This is a genomic window from Leptospira interrogans, from assembly GCF_900156205.1.
Lineage (GTDB): Bacteria > Spirochaetota > Leptospiria > Leptospirales > Leptospiraceae > Leptospira > Leptospira interrogans.
In genome coordinates, this window is record NZ_FTNA01000004.1 from 78657 (window position 1) to 95879 (window position 17223).

The 17223-nt window shown below is 30.1% G+C and carries 13 protein-coding genes; all 13 read right to left on the minus strand.

From position 1 onward, the window contains the following. Positions 1 to 20: 20 nt before the first annotated feature. A complete protein-coding gene (locus BW942_RS04700) occupies positions 21 to 1769 on the minus strand; it encodes a glycosyltransferase family 2 protein (protein ID WP_000854002.1) in 1749 nt (582 codons plus the stop codon). Positions 1770 to 2493: 724 nt separating this feature from the next. Continuing rightward, positions 2494 to 3315 (minus strand): glycosyltransferase, encoded by an 822-nt coding sequence (locus BW942_RS04705; protein ID WP_000282880.1) that lies wholly within the window; start codon positions 3313 to 3315, stop codon positions 2494 to 2496. Positions 3316 to 3824: 509 nt separating this feature from the next. Next, complete coding sequence (locus BW942_RS04710) at positions 3825 to 4622, minus strand: glycosyltransferase family 2 protein (protein WP_000560752.1); 798 nt, start codon at positions 4620 to 4622, stop codon at positions 3825 to 3827. A 142-nt stretch (positions 4623 to 4764) separates the two neighbouring features. Then, positions 4765 to 5856, minus strand: a complete 1092-nt coding sequence (locus tag BW942_RS04715; protein WP_000575178.1) for a DegT/DnrJ/EryC1/StrS family aminotransferase — start codon at positions 5854 to 5856, stop codon at positions 4765 to 4767. Between the two features lie 13 nt (positions 5857 to 5869). Beyond that, complete coding sequence (locus tag BW942_RS04720) at positions 5870 to 6289, minus strand: sugar 3,4-ketoisomerase (protein ID WP_000343398.1); 420 nt, start codon at positions 6287 to 6289, stop codon at positions 5870 to 5872. 149 nt (positions 6290 to 6438) lie between these two features. Continuing rightward, entirely contained in the window at positions 6439 to 7461 is a 1023-nt protein-coding gene (locus BW942_RS04725) for a hypothetical protein (protein WP_000876106.1), read from the minus strand. A gap of 640 nt (positions 7462 to 8101) precedes the next feature. Beyond that, positions 8102 to 8995 carry a TIGR04325 family methyltransferase gene (locus BW942_RS04730; protein ID WP_001084675.1) on the minus strand — a complete coding sequence of 298 codons (894 nt, stop codon included), beginning with the start codon at positions 8993 to 8995 and terminating at the stop codon, positions 8102 to 8104. Between the two features lie 699 nt (positions 8996 to 9694). Further along, positions 9695 to 10636 (minus strand): glycosyltransferase, encoded by a 942-nt coding sequence (locus BW942_RS04735; RefSeq protein ID WP_000050431.1) that lies wholly within the window; start codon positions 10634 to 10636, stop codon positions 9695 to 9697. A gap of 3 nt (positions 10637 to 10639) precedes the next feature. Continuing rightward, positions 10640 to 11983, minus strand: a complete 1344-nt coding sequence (locus tag BW942_RS04740) for a flippase (RefSeq protein ID WP_000939582.1) — start codon at positions 11981 to 11983, stop codon at positions 10640 to 10642. Positions 11984 to 12306: 323 nt separating this feature from the next. Continuing rightward, the gene (locus BW942_RS04745; RefSeq protein WP_000103600.1) at positions 12307 to 13551 is read right to left on the minus strand and encodes a DUF1229 domain-containing protein; all 1245 of its coding nucleotides are present in this window, start codon (positions 13549 to 13551) and stop codon (positions 12307 to 12309) included. Between the two features lie 73 nt (positions 13552 to 13624). After that, positions 13625 to 14890 carry a sugar transferase gene (locus BW942_RS04750; RefSeq protein WP_000289498.1) on the minus strand — a complete coding sequence of 422 codons (1266 nt, stop codon included), beginning with the start codon at positions 14888 to 14890 and terminating at the stop codon, positions 13625 to 13627. A 3-nt stretch (positions 14891 to 14893) separates the two neighbouring features. After that, on the minus strand, positions 14894 to 16081 hold the full coding sequence (locus BW942_RS04755; protein WP_000686571.1) for a glycosyltransferase family 4 protein: 1188 nt from the start codon (positions 16079 to 16081) through the stop codon (positions 14894 to 14896). A 9-nt stretch (positions 16082 to 16090) separates the two neighbouring features. Continuing rightward, positions 16091 to 17221, minus strand: a complete 1131-nt coding sequence (wecB, locus tag BW942_RS04760) for a non-hydrolyzing UDP-N-acetylglucosamine 2-epimerase (RefSeq protein ID WP_000734456.1) — start codon at positions 17219 to 17221, stop codon at positions 16091 to 16093. Positions 17222 to 17223: the final 2 nt, after the last annotated feature.

Below are 17223 nucleotides of genomic sequence, written 5' to 3' on the forward strand. Positions count from 1 at the left end.
TAATATTGGAATATTTTTTATTAGATGGACCATTTTTTTTTCCAATACCATTCTAGGAAACCATGATTTAAACCTTTCGGAATCATATCTTTTCCAACTAAATCAGAATGTGAAGAGTAAAAATCATCTACATCCAAAAAAACTCCCCATTTTGTTATGAGTTTTTTACGATCATTTACACTTTCCAAAAATTTTGGATTTAATTCTTTAAAAATTTTATAATCAGAGATCGTCTGAATGAATTCTGAAAACGGATTACTCACCAGCCTAAAACCCGCCCTTCGAAGTCTCAGACATAAATCTATATCCCAATAGTATTTCTGAAAAGACTCGTCCAATCCGTTTATCACATTCCAACTTTTTTTCGAAATCAACAAACAGTTTCCAGATATAGCGGAAACATTTTTTTCAACCCATTCTCCGGACCATATCTTAGTTTTGGACACAGTAAGATTATTTCTAGACCTTCCAATAAACCCATATTTACCAAGAATTAACGAAGAATAAACGAGTTCCTTTTTTTTATTGAGAACGATAGGTGAAACTGCTCCAATCTCAGAGAACTGCGCATGTTGTAATAGTTCGTAGAGCCAGCTTTGATTATTAGGCTGAAACCCAGGATTCCAAAAAAAAACAAAATCTCCTTTTGTGGCTGCAACAATTTGATTTAACTCTCGAGAAACTAAAGAATTATTAAATAATTTATAATATTCTAATTTTATATTTTTCTCTTCCTGAATTTGTTTCAGTACACTTTGTTCTGGAAGCCAAAGTTCGATTTTAACATCTAAGGGAAAAGAAAGAAAATTTTGTATACTTTCTCGAAAAAACACCCAATTTAAGTCGCTACAGTTTCGCGCTATCACTGATACTATATATTTTTTCTTTAATTTACGGAAAACGTGATAGGTAAAAGGGTAATTTCCAGAAACAATTTTTTCAACTTCTTCCTTTTTATCATTATAATGTTCTAAAATAGCTTTTTTGGAGCTGGCTTCGCAAATCTCTGCTTTTTTTCTAGAAAAACTTCCTCCATGAAGACGCCATATATATAAAAAATACGGCAGCCTTTTAATTTGATTAGTAAATCTAGATGCTCTAAGAGCGAATTCATGATCCTGACTTCCGTCATATCCTTCTCGAATTCCACCCATTCGATAAATTAAGTTTTTTGAAACTACTACAAAGTGGCAGATATAATTATGAGAGATTAATTTTTCAGGTGAGAATTCAGGCTTTACAGAAAGTGAAAAAATTCCTGGAATTTTAGATTGAAAGACTTCGTCTGAATAAAGAAATTCAGGTCTATTTTTTTCTTCCTGTAACGTTTTCACGACAATTGATAAAGCATTCTTTGACAAACGATCATCATGATCTAAAAACGCTATGTATTCTCCTTTAGAATATTCAAAAGCTTTTTGAGTTGTTAAACTGATTCCTCCGTTTTTATTCAAACGAAAATATAAAATTCTAGAATCTGTTTTGCTTCTTTCTTTCAGATAATTTCCTGGATTTTCGTCTGGAGAAGCATCGTCTATAAGTATTAATTCCCAATTTGTATAACTTTGTGAAGTTACTGAGTCTACCATTTCTTTTAAATGATCGAGTCGAGTATTATACACTGGGACTAAAATACTCACCAAAGGAGAGTATACAAACTCAGATGGAATCTTAGAATCTTTGTATATTCTAAAATAATATTGATACTGCCTAAAAAGGTATTTTAGCTTTCGATAAAATTCATCGATTTTTAAAATTAAGGTTTTCATTTTTAATTATATCATTACGTTTTAATTTTTACTGATACCATATAAAATATACTTAATATTCCGAACTATTCAAAACTACATAATAAAACACCCAGTTTGCACTTCAATAAAGCGAATTCTGCGTAAAAAAAATCTGGTGAATTCATTGTTGCCAGAGCACGGTTTCAGCTTCAGTTAGTAAATTGCATGAACGAAACATTATACAATATATCTCCTTTAGCTTTAATTTAGAACGTGATTCATAGGAATGTTTTGCTCAGTTCTCCTACACTTCAAGCGCTTTCAAATTGGATTAAATCAAACTTACGTAAAACGACACTTTATAATAAATATTTATGTGCTCAATTTTATAGAAATAGGTAAGACAGTTCTTTGCATAGAGCGTTACAACGTTCTATTATATAACTCTGAATAAATATTCATCAGAATTGTATTTTTCTCTAAATTTTAGCTTTTAAAACTTAAGATGCAATTTTAAAATCAAAACACTCCAAGAAAATTAAAGCTAAAGAATCTGGGCAAACTCAGCAACACCACTTTTTATGGGACGCGGCGTTAGAAATCGAGCTGAGTTAACAAATTGCGGGAATAGTTAATTTTTTAACTTTTGATTTTTAATTTGTTGACTAGAGTGGAGAGGCTCCAACCTGTACTTTATATATAAGAATTTTATTTTATACTAATTTATGATGCAGAAATGCCTAAACTTTTTTATTTATGAATTTCACTTTGCAAAAAACTTAAGACAACTGACTAAAAATCTTACGATTCCGTAAATGATTGGGTTTTTAGTTAGTATTGAGAACTGTTCTTCTAATTCTCTTGCCTTTAAATGACGCTTAAACAGAACTTCAATGTTTTCAGTATATAAACGTTTATGATTCTTAAATAACTGTAAATAAAGAGGTAAATACGTTTCAATAGATCTGCTAGAGCGAGATACGTGACCTCTTCTATAATAAAACATTACTCGAGGTATTTTATAAACGTCCCTTCCTTTTTCAATCAACGAAAGCCAAAAGTCATAATCTTCCCATTCGTTTTTCATGTTTCCATTAAATCCGCCAACCTCTTTCCAATCCGATTTTCTAAACACTGCTGATACGAATATACAATTGTCTAAAAGTATTTCCGGAAAACTATATTTCGGAAGATTCCATCTTCCTTTCATAGAGCCAAAAAATTCAGCTTCACAATATACAATTCCTAAGGATGGTTTTTTTTCATAAGCAGAAATTGCTTCTAAAAGATAATCCGAATGAATTGTATCGTCTGAATCTAATGGTAAGATGAACTTTCCTTTGGCTGCTTCGATTCCTACATTTCTGGCCACGGCTGGACCAGATCGGTCAATTTTAATTACCGCATATTCTTTTTTGAGTTCCTCTAGTTTTTCGATCGTATACTCATCATCAGATCCGTCGTCTACGACTATAATTTCCCAATTCTTATAACTCTGTTCGAGTATACTTTGAATCGCTTGTTCAATGTATTTCCCGTAGTTATAGCACGGTATGATCACAGAAACAATAGGAGTATTATACATTTTTAGAATATTCAGAAATAAAAATATTTATAAATATTAGGTTTAAAAAATTTTTAAAAGTAGTAATTTCCAAAATTAAATAGAGTTGTTGAAAAATTCCCTAGTTCCAATTAACAAAACTGCTTCAATTGCCCATTCCCATAAAATAGAAACAAATGGAGAATTAATTTTTCAATAATTCTAATATACTTTCTACTATTTTTAAATGGTTCTTTTATCATCCAAAAAATATATTAGAATATTTAATTATTCAATATTTTGCTTTTTAAACAAGAGTCAGCTTCAAAATTAGTAATATCTTATTGTCATTCCGTTATATAAAAATAATTTTACTAAGTTATTCAAAATTTGAACTGTAGGATTTTCCTCAAAAAGAACTATAAATTTCGGGATAGAAGCAATTTGTAAGAACTACTATATTTTTAGACTGTTTTTTGGTGTTAGTCTATAAATCTTCGTAGTAAGTATGAGTAATTGCCTTTAATATCTTTTAGGCTTCGAAACAAATTTTATCTTTTTGGGTTTATAAATCTATAGAATTTAAAAAGTAAATTCCAAACGAAAGTGTTAGAGAATCTTTCAAGTAAATAACTATTCACCTTATAAACTACGTAAGCCCAGATTGGAAAATACTTTTTTTTAATTTTCTGATATTCTTCTGCTATTCGTTTTCTATTTTTTGGTTGAGCACTTACTCCATTAAAATCATATAAAGTTACAAATACAGATGCGTGTTTTATTTTTATATTTTTATTAAACCAAAATCTGTGAAAGAATTCAAAATCGGCAGCAAATAAATATTCTTCATTATAATATCCGTATAAATCAAAAAGGCTTTTACGAATAAAAACCGCTTGATGACATAAAGATTTTATCGACCAATAAAAATAATTCAATCGATCCGGATATTTTCTCTCAATAATTCCATTATCTTTAGAATCTATCAGTATATTTCCATATACTAAATCAACATCTTGGTCTAAAAATTTAGAAATCTCTAATAGAATATTTTTTTGTAGCAAAGTATCTCCCGCATTTAAAAAAACGAGATACTCTCCTTTAGAAAGCGAAATTCCTTTGTTTTGTGCATTATAAATCCCTTTATCTTTTTCAGAGATAAACTTTTTGATTAAATCTAAGTTTGATTTTAAATATTCAAAACTTCCATCCGTTGAACCTCCATCTACGACTATCAATTCAAAATTTGTATAAGTCTGCGACTTAACACTTTCTAAAGTTTTACGTAACCCTTCCAGATTATTTAAATTGATAGTAATTATTGAAATTTTTGGCTCTTTAGCGATCATGTATAAAAATTAATTCAAAGTTTTTCAAAAATCAGATTTGAAATGTGTCTAATAATATCAGTAAAATTTTTATAAAAGCATTTAGTTTTTATGAAATTCTTATATGAAGAAATTTTTATTTTTGATAAATGAAAATCTTTCTTTAAAATCTATTCATAATTTCTACAATTTTATAAATATCTTCTTCTGTATGAAAAGTTGAAATAGGAAGACTAAGAGTTGTACGATGAATCTCTTCTGAGATCGCAAACTCGCCCTCTGCGTATAAGATTACGTCCTTCATCGCTATTTGTTTATGAGGAGGAATTGGGTAATGAACTTCTGTTTTTACGCCATTTTTTAACAGATAGTCTCGCAAATCGTCACGTTTTGTATGACGAATATTAAAGATATGATATACGTCGTAAACTTCTTCGTCGACTATTGGTTTTATAAAATCTTCTTTTAGATTTTCTAGATAAATTTTCGCCAAACTTCTTTTATGCTCGTTCATTACATCCAAATGTTTCAGCTTGATACTTAAAATTGTTGCTTGTAATTCATCTAAACGAGAGTTATATCCGACCAAATCATTTTTATACTTGATTGAAGAACCATAATTTCTTAATTTCCGAATCTCGTCGTGATATAAATCATTATCAGTTACAACCGCACCCGCATCCCCAAGAGCTCCTAAATTTTTAGTGGGGTAAAAACTGAATCCACTCATTTCTCCAAACGTTCCCGTTTTTTTATTCTTATACAAGGCCCCATGAGACTGCGCACAATCTTCCACTAGAAACAGATTATTTTTTTCTTTTATCTTTAAAATAGAATCCATTTCACAAGGTTTACCATACAGATGTACGATCAAAATCCCTTTTGTTTTAAAATTTATTTTTTCCTCTATCTTTTGGGGATCAATGTTATAGGTCCGAATATCTGGTTCAACTAAAACGGGTTTCAAACCTGCATGCAAAATTGCTAATATAGAAGCTATATACGTATTTGAAGGAACTATAATTTCAGAATTCTTTTCTAGACCTAACGCCTTTAAGGCGAGTATCAACGCATCTAGACCATTTCCTACCCCAATACAATATCTATTTCCATTGTATTCTGCAAATTGACTTTCAAAGTTAGAAACTTCTTTTCCTAATATATACCATCCGCTTTCTATGGTTTCTAAAAGTTTAGTTTTATACTCGTCAAAAAAGCGTTCATTCGCTAAACGTAAATTTTCATATTCAATCATATTTAATTTTTTTTCAACCAGCCAGCCTGATAAAATCAGAATAATTTCTTATGTAATCGTCTTCTCTATAATAATCCGAAGCGGCAACAAGAAGGATACAACCGGAAGAAAAATTTTCCATAGCATGCCAAAGCATTTTTCCCAAAAGGACTCCCACATTATCTTTGTTCATTAAAATTTCCTGTTTTGTTTTTCCATCATCTAATCTCAAGGTAAAACTCCCGCTAACACAAAAAATCGCTTGTTCAATCTGTTTATGAGCGTGCTGGCCTCTTACACTTACAGAGTTTTCTAAATTATTAATATAATAAACTCGTTTTATTTCAAAAGGTATATCTTTCAAACTTTCTAATATAATTAAATTTCCGTCTCTATCGTCTCTGATTTTTTTTAGGTTTATATAACCTGAATTTTTGACTATAATTTCATCCATAAGAATAACCTAATTTCCACAATACTTTTGCTAAAAAACTACACAAAATCAGAATTGAATATTTTAATCTGTATCAGAACAAGATTTTATTTTACTCGATGTAATTTACAGAACCTACATATTTTATCTAAAGATTCAAAATCGATATTTCAAGCTTCCGGATAAACTTTTAAAAGAGAATTTCGGCCAATTTTTAGAATCTTTTTCAAAACTACAAAACCGTAGAGAAAAACATTCCAAAAAAATTTATTAAAAAAAGAATATGAATAAAAATTCTTTTTTTCGATCATATTACACATTTCTAGAATATTTAAATTTCTTAATTTTAGATCAAAACGAGAAACCACTTTGATCAATTGCTCCACATAAACTTCATAAATAATTTTTAAAGTTTTGTAATTCAATCCGTAATCGGAAATCCCAGTTCCATAGATATTTCCCGCATAAAACTTAAACATATGAAAATGATAAAATACTAAAAGAACATCATCGATAAAAATCCTTCCATTTTTCAATTCAATCTTATATTTTTCCACATTCCAGAGAGCGACTCCTGCTTGTTCGTTTTTTAATACACATACGTTTTTGTAAGCTTGAGGCCATATGTCTAAATACTTTTGATCTCCCAAACGCCCTTCTTCTAATCGGTTATAACACCATTCCAAACATTGTTCTCTCCAACGATTAAGACATTTCATTCCGATTTCGTCTCGTTTAAAATATACCATTTGAACGTTATAAATTCCGTTGGCTTCGAGATATTTAAGACGATCTGGAAAACGGTGTGGTATAATCATTACGGAATATTTTCCGATTTCATTATAAACTGGTTCTACATCGGAAAAAAAATATATATCTGAATCTAAATACGTTATGTGATCTATACCTCGATTTTTAGCCAATACGTAAGAAGGTAAAACTGGCGAAAGAGTCCAGCAATATTCTTGCCAGGTTCTATTTCCTTTTGCCACTAAAACATCTTCGGACTCGATGTCACTTAACGAGAGCACTGTAACATGATCGAAGGAATTTTCTTTAAAAAAAGTACAAGTCTTATCGTCCATCGCAAGAACCCAAAGATGAAAATCTCCAAAATGCAGCCGAATAGACTCGTATAAAGATATTCCCAAGGGTAAATAATTAAAATCGAATAAAGTGCAGAGGTATTTCATTGGCAGTTATTTATTTTTAAATGTATAACATAAATACATTATTAAATATTAAAATATATATTACAAAAGCTACATTCAAACTATTGAGATTCGATATTAGAAACTATCTCAAAAATATCCTAGAATAATCAGAGTCAATATGTTAAACAAAGACAAAGTACTTTTAAGATAATTCTTAGCAAAACGAAATCACCCACTCAACTTAATGAAAAATAAATAAAAGAAAAATAATTTTTGAATAACTCTATTATTCATTTAAAAATTATTTAAAACGTTTTAAAAGTTTATGAAATGAATTGAAATTAAACTTTCATGAACTTACATAAATTTTTACTTAGAACTTGTCCCAAAACCTTAAAGAATTTTAGGCGATAATTTTTTAGAAATTTTTAATAAAATACAGTAGTTTCTACAAATTAGATTATATTAGCAATTTGCAAACCTTCGAGTAGCTCTAATTTTCGTAGTAGTCTCCAGATTTTAAGGCTTTAGGACAAGCTTTTACAAAACATTATAACAACCCTACACAACAAGGCATTATGAATCTTTAAACTGTTTTTTCTAAGATCATCCAGTGTATAGGTTTCTATAATAAAAGATTGAACATAAATTCAAAACATTTTAAAAATTTAATATAACTTTACAAAGTTTTCTTAAGTTCAAAAATCATTCCTTTTTCTTGAGTTGATAGACCTTCTAATCTACCGGTTGCCTGTAAATAACTTTCAAAATCCGTAACTAAGTGATACATTGTTTGAAATAAAGAGATAAATTCCTCAAAATTAAAAAACCAAGCCGGATAAGACGCTTCGTAAATTTCCGAAGGTACACTCTGAATCGATACAATGGATTTAGGTAAATCTATAAAGTAAGTTCTATCTATTATAATATAAGCAAATTTGTATTGAATAATTTTTTTGATTAACACAAACGGATCCTTTATATAAGGAAAAGAACTAGAAGCTAAGAATACATTGATTTTCTGATTTTTATCATTAATACAGGATTCAATAGAATCATAAAAATTTAAAATATCATCTTTAAAATATTTTTTACCTGCTTGAACAAAATTCGGTTGTTCTACTATATTCCAAGATAAATTTTTAATTCCTTTTAAGAAATTTCGATTTTGATAATAGCTACTTCCTAGAGAACCTCCAAAATCTAATACGTTCAGCTTTGAATTGGACATAGTCGCTGCATAAAGTAACCCTGATGTCAAAGGCCAAGAATATTGAATTTTTTCAAAAACGATTGAATCTCTTTCATAAACGGCTTCTCCTCGTTTTACTTTTAATAAAGATTGTTTACACTTTTCTAAAATTAGATCAGAATCATAAGAACCACAGAACTGAGAAGCCTCCTCCCAAGTTTTATAAATTCCATTAAAATCGTCATAAAAAAGCTTGCCGTGTATTTTGAATTTAACTCGTTTATGGAATTGCCTTCTGACAAACTTTAATAAATCCCAAAAAATGGGAGGTGAAAACTTATATGCGATTTTCTTTATATATGTTTTTAAAATTGAATTCATAAGAAAAAATCTAAAAATTTTACTTTCGTATTCTTTAGAATAAGGGCGTATTTTTTAAAAAATTATAACTATTTTATATCCAAATTTTAAACATTATAAATTTTCAAAGTCTTTCTAAAATTTACAAACAATGAATCGGCAAATTCTAAATAAAGCCAAAATTTGAAAATTTCTATAATTTTTACGGTGTTTAGAAGCAGTGTTTTTGCAAAGATTTTATATTTAGAGTTTGTCCCAAAACCTTAAAATCAATCGCCTTTGAATCTTAAACAAAATATGATAGTTCTCACAAAAATCGCTATAAAGGATTTATAGTTTTTTAATACTCTTTTGTTATTATTATAATTTCTATACGGGTCCCACATTTTTGTGAAACTCAATTTCCTTCCGAAAAATCGTTCGAAAAACTCAACAAACACTTTTCGATGGACCGGTGGAAACTCAGAGTCTCTCTTCTTGAACTTCTTCCTAAATACCGATATACTTAGAAAAGCATTCGCTGGATTTTCCGGGTCGCGTTTTAGGACGCTCCGACAGATTTTTGGGAGAGACTCTTATTTTTTTGAATTTTATATAAAATTTCTCTATCCTTACCAAAGCAAAACCATTCTAATTTTTATATATATTGTTTTTATAAATAAACTATAAAACTCAAAACAATTCCAGAAGATAAAATTTCACAATTTAAGAATTTAAATCCTAGAGCAAATTAGATTTGTCTGGCCAAATTCTCGTTTTTATACGTTCTAAAAGTTGTTTCAATCGACCAAAAATTCGAGTTCTTAAATCTGATTGACTGAGTTTGCGAAAATAATCTCTATATAAATTTCTAATGTAAACGTTCTCTTCAATTTGAATCGTTTCAATCCGGATCGGAATCGAACTCAAATCCACATCGTATTCGTTTGTAACTTCACAATGTGTTCCGGAAGCATCCAATCCAATATTAAACACTAAAGATCTTGCAGGATATAAAGTTAATTTATTTTGTAAAAAAGTGGAAGCATACCATCTTATCGCCCAGGAATCATTCTTACCTGCAATCTGATCTTTTAACATTTGGGTATAAGGATAAGACCCTTGCATATCAAATTGATAAATTAGTTTTTCTGAAATTAATTTATCCAAAAGTTTTTGTCCATCGACCTCGAATAGATCCCAGCCCCTTTTCCAAGTCGCCCAGCCCCAACAATCAGCACCTCTTAAAAAATACGTCTCGGGAGTTTTTGCGGTAAACGGCAATCGATAAGCGTGTATAGAAACTACCTGATTTAAATTTTCATAATATTCTAATCCATGATTTAAATAAGTTAAAAAATATTTCGAAGTTATCATATCGTCTTCTAAAACGATAATTTTTCCATGTTTTGTTACTAGTTCAGTCACTCCAGATATAATAGATTTTGCTAAACCTACATTGTTTTCTTTTTCATAAACGATAACTTTTTTAAAACCAGTCGCTTGTTTGACAATCGATCTAACTTCTCTAATCTTATCCATATTTGTATTGGGCTTAGGTCCATCACAAAATACAAATAATTCAGACTGTTCCGCATAATCGTTGTTTGATAAAGAATCGATCGTTCTTTTTGTATGTTCCGGTCTATTATAAACAAAAAGTGCAATCGGAGCTAATGACATCTTTTAACCATCCTTAAGCAATCGATTTCTAAGTTGATTTAAACGACTGAACATTCTCCAAAAAAAAACCGATTCCAATTGTATAAAAAATATTTCACGAGTTCGTTTGAAAAATAGATTGAATAAAGTGCTCGCTATAAATTGAGAAATTACTGTAGCAATGGCAGCTCCCTTAATACCATAGAGAGGGATCAAAAAATAATTTAAAACTATGTTTGCCAAACAACCAGATATACTTTTATATAACTCTCCCTTAGGTAAATTTTCAGTTAGATAATAGCGACTACTAGCCACTCCTAAAAAAACAAAAATTCCAGCCCAAATATGAATAGCTAATATAACTCCCGCTTCTGAAAATTTTTCTCCGAAAAACATCTGAATAATCGGATCAGACAAAAATGTCATCGGTATAGCTATCATTAGAGCTAACAAAAACATAAAAGAATGTAAAAGACTCAATCTTTCTAGATATAACTTTTGACTAAACTCTTTCGCTTTTAATATTGCGGGAAATATCGATGACGCAATCGTCATTGGAATAAAATACCATACTTCGCTGATTTTGACAGCCGCCGTATATACTCCAACCGCTTCGTCTCCCATCATCTGACCTATCATAATCTGATCGATCCGCATATACACAATTACGGCCAATCCTGAAAGTAACAACATCCAACTATCTCTCAATAATGTTTGAGCCCTTTTCCAATTTGCGTGAAGTACAGACAAAGAGCCATTATGATATTTATATAATAAAGAATAACCAAATAAACTAATAAATGATTCTATCAATCCGACCCATATAAAAGCAAACACACCGAAACCATTTAAAATCAATAGTATACGCACTCCCGAAAACACAAAAAATAATCCGTTTTCAAGCCATACAAAGTATTTGGATAAAACTTGGGCCTCATACCAATATTTTATTACTCCAACTGAGCGAAAAATAAGAGTCAACCCGACGAGAAATACCATCCAAAATAGATCCGATTCATCTGGTCTAAGAATTGGAATGAGTAAAATTGCTCCTCCGTATGCGAATACTCCCGCGATCAATTGTAACAAAAAAGAAGTAGAGATAATTTCTTGTTTTTGAGCTTTCTCTTTAATGAGTTCTCTGACAACAACCCCGTCTAAGCCTAAATTTGTAAAACTACCAATTAACGCAATATAGGCGATCACGTAATTTAACTTTCCATAGCTGTCAGGACCTAGATAGCGGGCTATCCAAACTCCTAAAAACATTCCCATTCCCATTCTAAAAATTTTATCAAAAAAAAGCCAACCGCTGTTATGCAGTATATCTTTCAAATTTGGATATAGAATATAAAGTTTTTGTAACATTACAAGTTTTGATTTTATTTTTTTTAACTTAAGAACTTTTCTTAAAACCTTAAAGAATTTTACGCGATCATTCTTTAGAAATTTTTAATAAAACGCAGTAGCTCCTAACAAATTAAGTTGCATTTGGCAATTTGTGAACTTCGAGTAGTTCTAATGTTGTTAAATCTTAGTAGCAGTTCCTACATTTTGAAGTTTTGAGAAAAGTTCTTAAGTTTTATTTAACAGAAAAGTTTGTTATAAAATTTCTGCAAAAGCAAAAATCACATTCTATTTTTATTATATTCTTAGAATTTAGTTTATTTTGCGATTTTTGAAATAAACTTCTACATTTCAGGAGTTTGATCATCTACAGTTGTGATCAAAGCCCCTAAACCCGCAAACAATGCTACCATTTGAGACTCTGAGGATTCCCAAGGTATTGTTGTCATTAAATAGGGAATAAAACAAATATAGAAATGAAAATATCGGAACGATCTATAATCTCTTTTTAAAGATTTTTTTAATGCAATTAAAAAAATAAAAACCGAATAAATATACAATATCAAAGCGGTGATAGGACCGGAAGTTTTATGCGAATCAAAAAAAATATTATGATACCAAAAAGTATATTCAGATCCAATTGTAATTTTAGGGTATATAAAAAAATCTTTTTTAATCGTGTTCCAATAATCAACATGATGATTTAATTTTTCGGAATAAATTCCGTTCATAATTCTCTGACCAATGTATGTTTCTTTTAAGAAAAAATAAATAGAAGAACACGAAACAAACAAGATCAAAAATCCAATAATAAATTTATAATATATCCCTTTATTAGGAATCGAATAGATTTTCCACAATCGAATCAAAACTAATATAATTATATTTGCAATGATCAGAAAAAAAAAGGTTCGTGCACTAAATAAAAATGAAATGAAAAGACTAATCAAAAAAACGAATAGAAAAAATACATTTTGCCATTTTAGTTTTTTATCTATTTTCAAAAGATAACCGTTAAAACAAAAAAGAACGATAGGTAGCATACTAGCCAAAATGGTAATTCCAGGCGAATTATATTCCATTTTATAAAAGAAGTGATACGCTTTTCCATAATAAGGGGGTTCTAAATAAACTAAGGTTGCAATGGAATTGATAATTGCAAATACAAACATTCCCAAAGCAATTCCTATAAAAAAGAGCTTTTTTTGTTTTAAACTTGGAAGTGCAAAAATAATAAAAAATGAAAATAAAGTAGGAAACGCCTTAAACACGTAAAGTATAGGATTTAACTTACCATCCAAATGTTGAGGCATATTTGGAGTTTTATAGAAAAAGAAATAAGCTAATAAAAAAGAAATAACTAATAAAAAAGAAAAAGTTGAAGAGATATTCCACTTTATATTTTTTAATAAAAAAATACTGATTATAAAAGACAATCCGATAACAAATAAAGAAAGGCGTCCATTTACAGTACCAAAACCTATTAAAGTTGAACAAATCCAACAAATGGCTGGAAGAGAAAAAATTCGAAATTTAAATAAATAATCTGTTATAACTGATGCACTTTTTAATGAGAAGTGAGTGCTCATAAATTTTTTCTCAATTTCATACAATAGAATACTTTTCTAAGATTGAATGAATTTAGCATGCGTTAAAACTTTTTTATCGTGCTCCAAAACCTGTCAAAATCGTTTTAACGGTTTTAAAAGTAATTAACATATCTAACCAAAATGAAAAATTTTTTATATAATAAAAATCATATTCTAACTTTACTTTCATTCCATCTACCTCGGCGGCGTACCCCTGTTCTACTTGCGCCCAGCCGGATATACCAGGTCTAACAACATGTCGATAAGCAAAAAAAGGAACATCCTTTTCATACCATTCTGAAAGTTCCATGGATTCAGGTCTAGGTCCGATAAAACTCATATCTCCTTTTAAAACATTAAAAATTTGCAATGTTTCATCAAGTCGATATTTTCGTAATACTTTTCCAATTTTAGTAATTCTTAAATCATTTTCTCCTTGAGTAAATCCTTTTCCTTTTTTTTCAACATACATCGTTCTAAATTTATAAAGAGTAAATATTCTTCCACGGTACCCCATTCTTTTCTGAGAAAATACAACCTTCCCTTTACTTTCTAAACGAATGAGAATTGCAATCAAAAACATAAAAGGAGAAAAAATTGGAAAAAAGAATAAGGCAGCTATAAAATCTATAAAACGTTTTATTGTTTCATAAAACTTAGAAGGCAGCAAAGAGCCGAATTCGTTTTCAGAAAGGTAAGTAATTTTCACCCTCCCAGTCAATGATTCTATAATTTGTTTAGTATGATAAACAGGTATTCTCGATAAAGTACATCTTGCTAAAAACTTTTCCCATTCAGGAGTCAAATTCTTTGCACGTAGATCCGCTACTACCGCATCAAATCTTTCTTTTCCCAAATCAGGTTTTTTCAAAAAGACGAACTGTGTCCCATGAGTTTCCCTAAACTCCAAAGCTTCACCCAATGGAACTAATGCAAACCTTTGTAAACGGTATCGATGCCCTATAAAATATCCGATATAACACCAAGATAATGTAGTAATAAAACCTAATAGAATTACCTGAATACTATATTCAGCACGATTTATTAAATTAAATGCAACTAGAATCCCAAATACAATTGCGGTAGTTGGTAAGATATAAGCAGAGGATTGAGACCCAGGATACTTTAATAATCTTCTTAAGGAAATAAAGGTAATATTAAAAGCAATTAAAACCCCCATCGCAGAATTGAAGCTATTTTTATCTATACGATTCCAAAAATCGAATCCCCATAATGGAATTATAGTAACACAAGACACTAATAAACTACCAACGGTTAATTGAAAGAGAGTACTTAAAAGTATTTGTTCATGAATTCTAGAATGTCTTCGAACGTACATAAATTAAGAAAGAATGTTTAAAACTGTCTCCGCAGCATTATCAACAGAGAATTTACTTTTAAGAAGTAAATTTGCATTCCTACCCATTTGTTTTCTAGTCTTATCGTCTAACAATACAAGTGCATTTTTATAAAGTTCTTCAACATCACCTGCAATTGTGACTAAACCTGATCGAGAATCTTCCAATATATTCTTAAGATCATTTCCGGGATTTACAACACCTAGAATAGGCTTTTCCTGAACCATATACCCTAAAATTTTACCTGGAAAATTATGCGTTTTATGACCAAAGTGTAAAGTAAAAAGCCCAATATCAAACTCTGCTAACATGAGTTTAAATTCCTCTTGAGACACAGGATCCAAGAGAATCATATTATTCAATTGTAAATCTTGTATTGACGCTTTAACTAATTCAACTTCATCCCCTGCTCCAACTAACAAGAATATAACATCTGTATAGGTTTTCATTTTTTCAGCCAAACGAACGATATTCATCATATCCTGAGCTTTACCTATATTTCCACCATAGAAAAAAACAATCTTTCCTTCTAAATTTAACCTTTTGCGATAAAAGTCATTCTTATTTAAAACGGGAGAATCGGTAGCCCAATTGTAAAGAAGTTCAATATTCTTAAATTCAGGAAATTTTTTAGAAAACCATTCTATATTTGCAGGAGATTGTATCCCTATCTGATCTGCTGTTTTGTAATTTAGTTTTTCATAATATTTAAAAAAATATGCTATCAGAGACTTTTCACGGATCATTCCATTATCAATAATCCATTGAGGAAAAAAATCTCTTAAAATTAGATAAGAAGGGGACTTCCATAGATTTTTTAAACGAAACACTAGATTTCCCCAAAAAATAGAAGGAGAATAGTAAATGATTAGATCATGATGATTTTGAATAAAATATTTTTTTAGACATTTCCAAGCCCTTCTGGAAAGTGCGAACTCGTTGATAAGACGTTTAATTTTTGAAACATTTTTAATTTTGCCCGATGAAAATTGTAAAATAGAAACTCCATCTAAAGTATCTTTTTTATAATTTTGTTTCAAATCGACTCCAGGTGTAATAACTGTTATTTCGTGTCCTTTCTCTTTTAATTTCACCGCCAATTCATGCATCATCTTAGCAGCGACTTTTGTGCTTTTAGGAAGATAATCGTCGACGATGATACAAATTTTCAAAATAATATCCTAATACTTTTTCCAGATAACCCGATTCACGTAATCTGTATAACTATGAATGATTCGAACGACTTTTTCAGAAACATTCGGCATACTATAGTCGCTAACGTTACGTAAAAGCCTCCCTTCACCTTTAGGTTGTTTTTCTAAAATTTGAAGAACTTGTAATACTCTTTCTTTTTCCAAGCCAACCATCATTACACTTGCCTCTTCCATTCCTTCTGGTCTTTCATGCGCTTCTCGAATATTTAAAGCCGGAAAATTGAGTATAGAAGATTCTTCTGTAATAGTTCCGCTGTCAGAAAGAACTGCCTTTGCCGATAGTTGAAGTTTATTATAATCTTTAAAACCTAAAGGTTTTAAAAGTTGAACCAACGGATTAAAAGAGGCATTAGATACATTGATTTTTTTTTGAGTTCTAGGATGGGTCGAAATAATGACCGGAAATTTAAATACTTCAGCTATTGTATTAATAATATCTATCAACTTGGCAAAATTTTTATCCGAATCTATGTTTTCTTCTCTATGTGCACTTACGACAAAATACTTTCCTTCTGAAATTTTCAATTTCTCTAAAATATCTGATTTTTTAATTCCTTCCAAATAGTAATTTAGAACTTCAAACATAGGACTTCCAGTCTTGATTACCATATCAGAGGGCAGCCCTTCTCTCAAAAGATATTCCCTAGCAATATTACTATAAGTTAAATTAATATCAGCGGTATGATCAACAATTCGTCTGTTGATTTCCTCAGGGACACGTTGGTCGAAACAGCGATTACCAGCTTCCATGTGAAAAATAGGTATCTTTCTTCTTTTGGCGGGGATTACCGCCATACAACTGTTCGTATCTCCTAAAACTAAAACGGCGTCTGGTTGAACTTGGGCAAGCAATTCATCCACTTTAATAATTACGTTTCCGATAGTTGCCGCTCCCGAAGTCCCCGCAGCATTTAAAAAATAATCTGGCTTTCTAATTTCCAAATCATTAAAAAAGATCTCATTAAGTTCATAGTCATAATTTTGACCGGTATGAATCATGATATGATCACAATATTGATCTAGTTTTGCAAGAACCCTAGATAGACGGATGATTTCCGGCCTTGTGCCTATAATTGTGGAAACTTTTAATTTTTTCATAA

Bases quoted from the DNA above. Each gene is read 5' to 3' on its own strand.
- BW942_RS04700 (WP_000854002.1), bottom strand. From the start codon at position 1,769: ATGAAAACCTTAATTTTAAAAATCGATGAATTTTATCGAAAGCTAAAA.
- BW942_RS04705 (WP_000282880.1), bottom strand. From the start codon at position 3,315: ATGTATAATACTCCTATTGTTTCTGTGATCATACCGTGCTATAACTAC.
- BW942_RS04710 (WP_000560752.1), bottom strand. From the start codon at position 4,622: ATGATCGCTAAAGAGCCAAAAATTTCAATAATTACTATCAATTTAAAT.
- BW942_RS04715 (WP_000575178.1), bottom strand. From the start codon at position 5,856: ATGATTGAATATGAAAATTTACGTTTAGCGAATGAACGCTTTTTTGAC.
- BW942_RS04720 (WP_000343398.1), bottom strand. From the start codon at position 6,289: ATGGATGAAATTATAGTCAAAAATTCAGGTTATATAAACCTAAAAAAA.
- BW942_RS04725 (WP_000876106.1), bottom strand. From the start codon at position 7,461: ATGAAATACCTCTGCACTTTATTCGATTTTAATTATTTACCCTTGGGA.
- BW942_RS04730 (WP_001084675.1), bottom strand. From the start codon at position 8,995: ATGAATTCAATTTTAAAAACATATATAAAGAAAATCGCATATAAGTTT.
- BW942_RS04735 (WP_000050431.1), bottom strand. From the start codon at position 10,636: ATGTCATTAGCTCCGATTGCACTTTTTGTTTATAATAGACCGGAACAT.
- BW942_RS04740 (WP_000939582.1), bottom strand. From the start codon at position 11,983: ATGTTACAAAAACTTTATATTCTATATCCAAATTTGAAAGATATACTG.
- BW942_RS04745 (WP_000103600.1), bottom strand. From the start codon at position 13,551: ATGAGCACTCACTTCTCATTAAAAAGTGCATCAGTTATAACAGATTAT.
- BW942_RS04750 (WP_000289498.1), bottom strand. From the start codon at position 14,890: ATGTACGTTCGAAGACATTCTAGAATTCATGAACAAATACTTTTAAGT.
- wecB (WP_000734456.1), bottom strand. From the start codon at position 17,221: ATGAAAAAATTAAAAGTTTCCACAATTATAGGCACAAGGCCGGAAATC.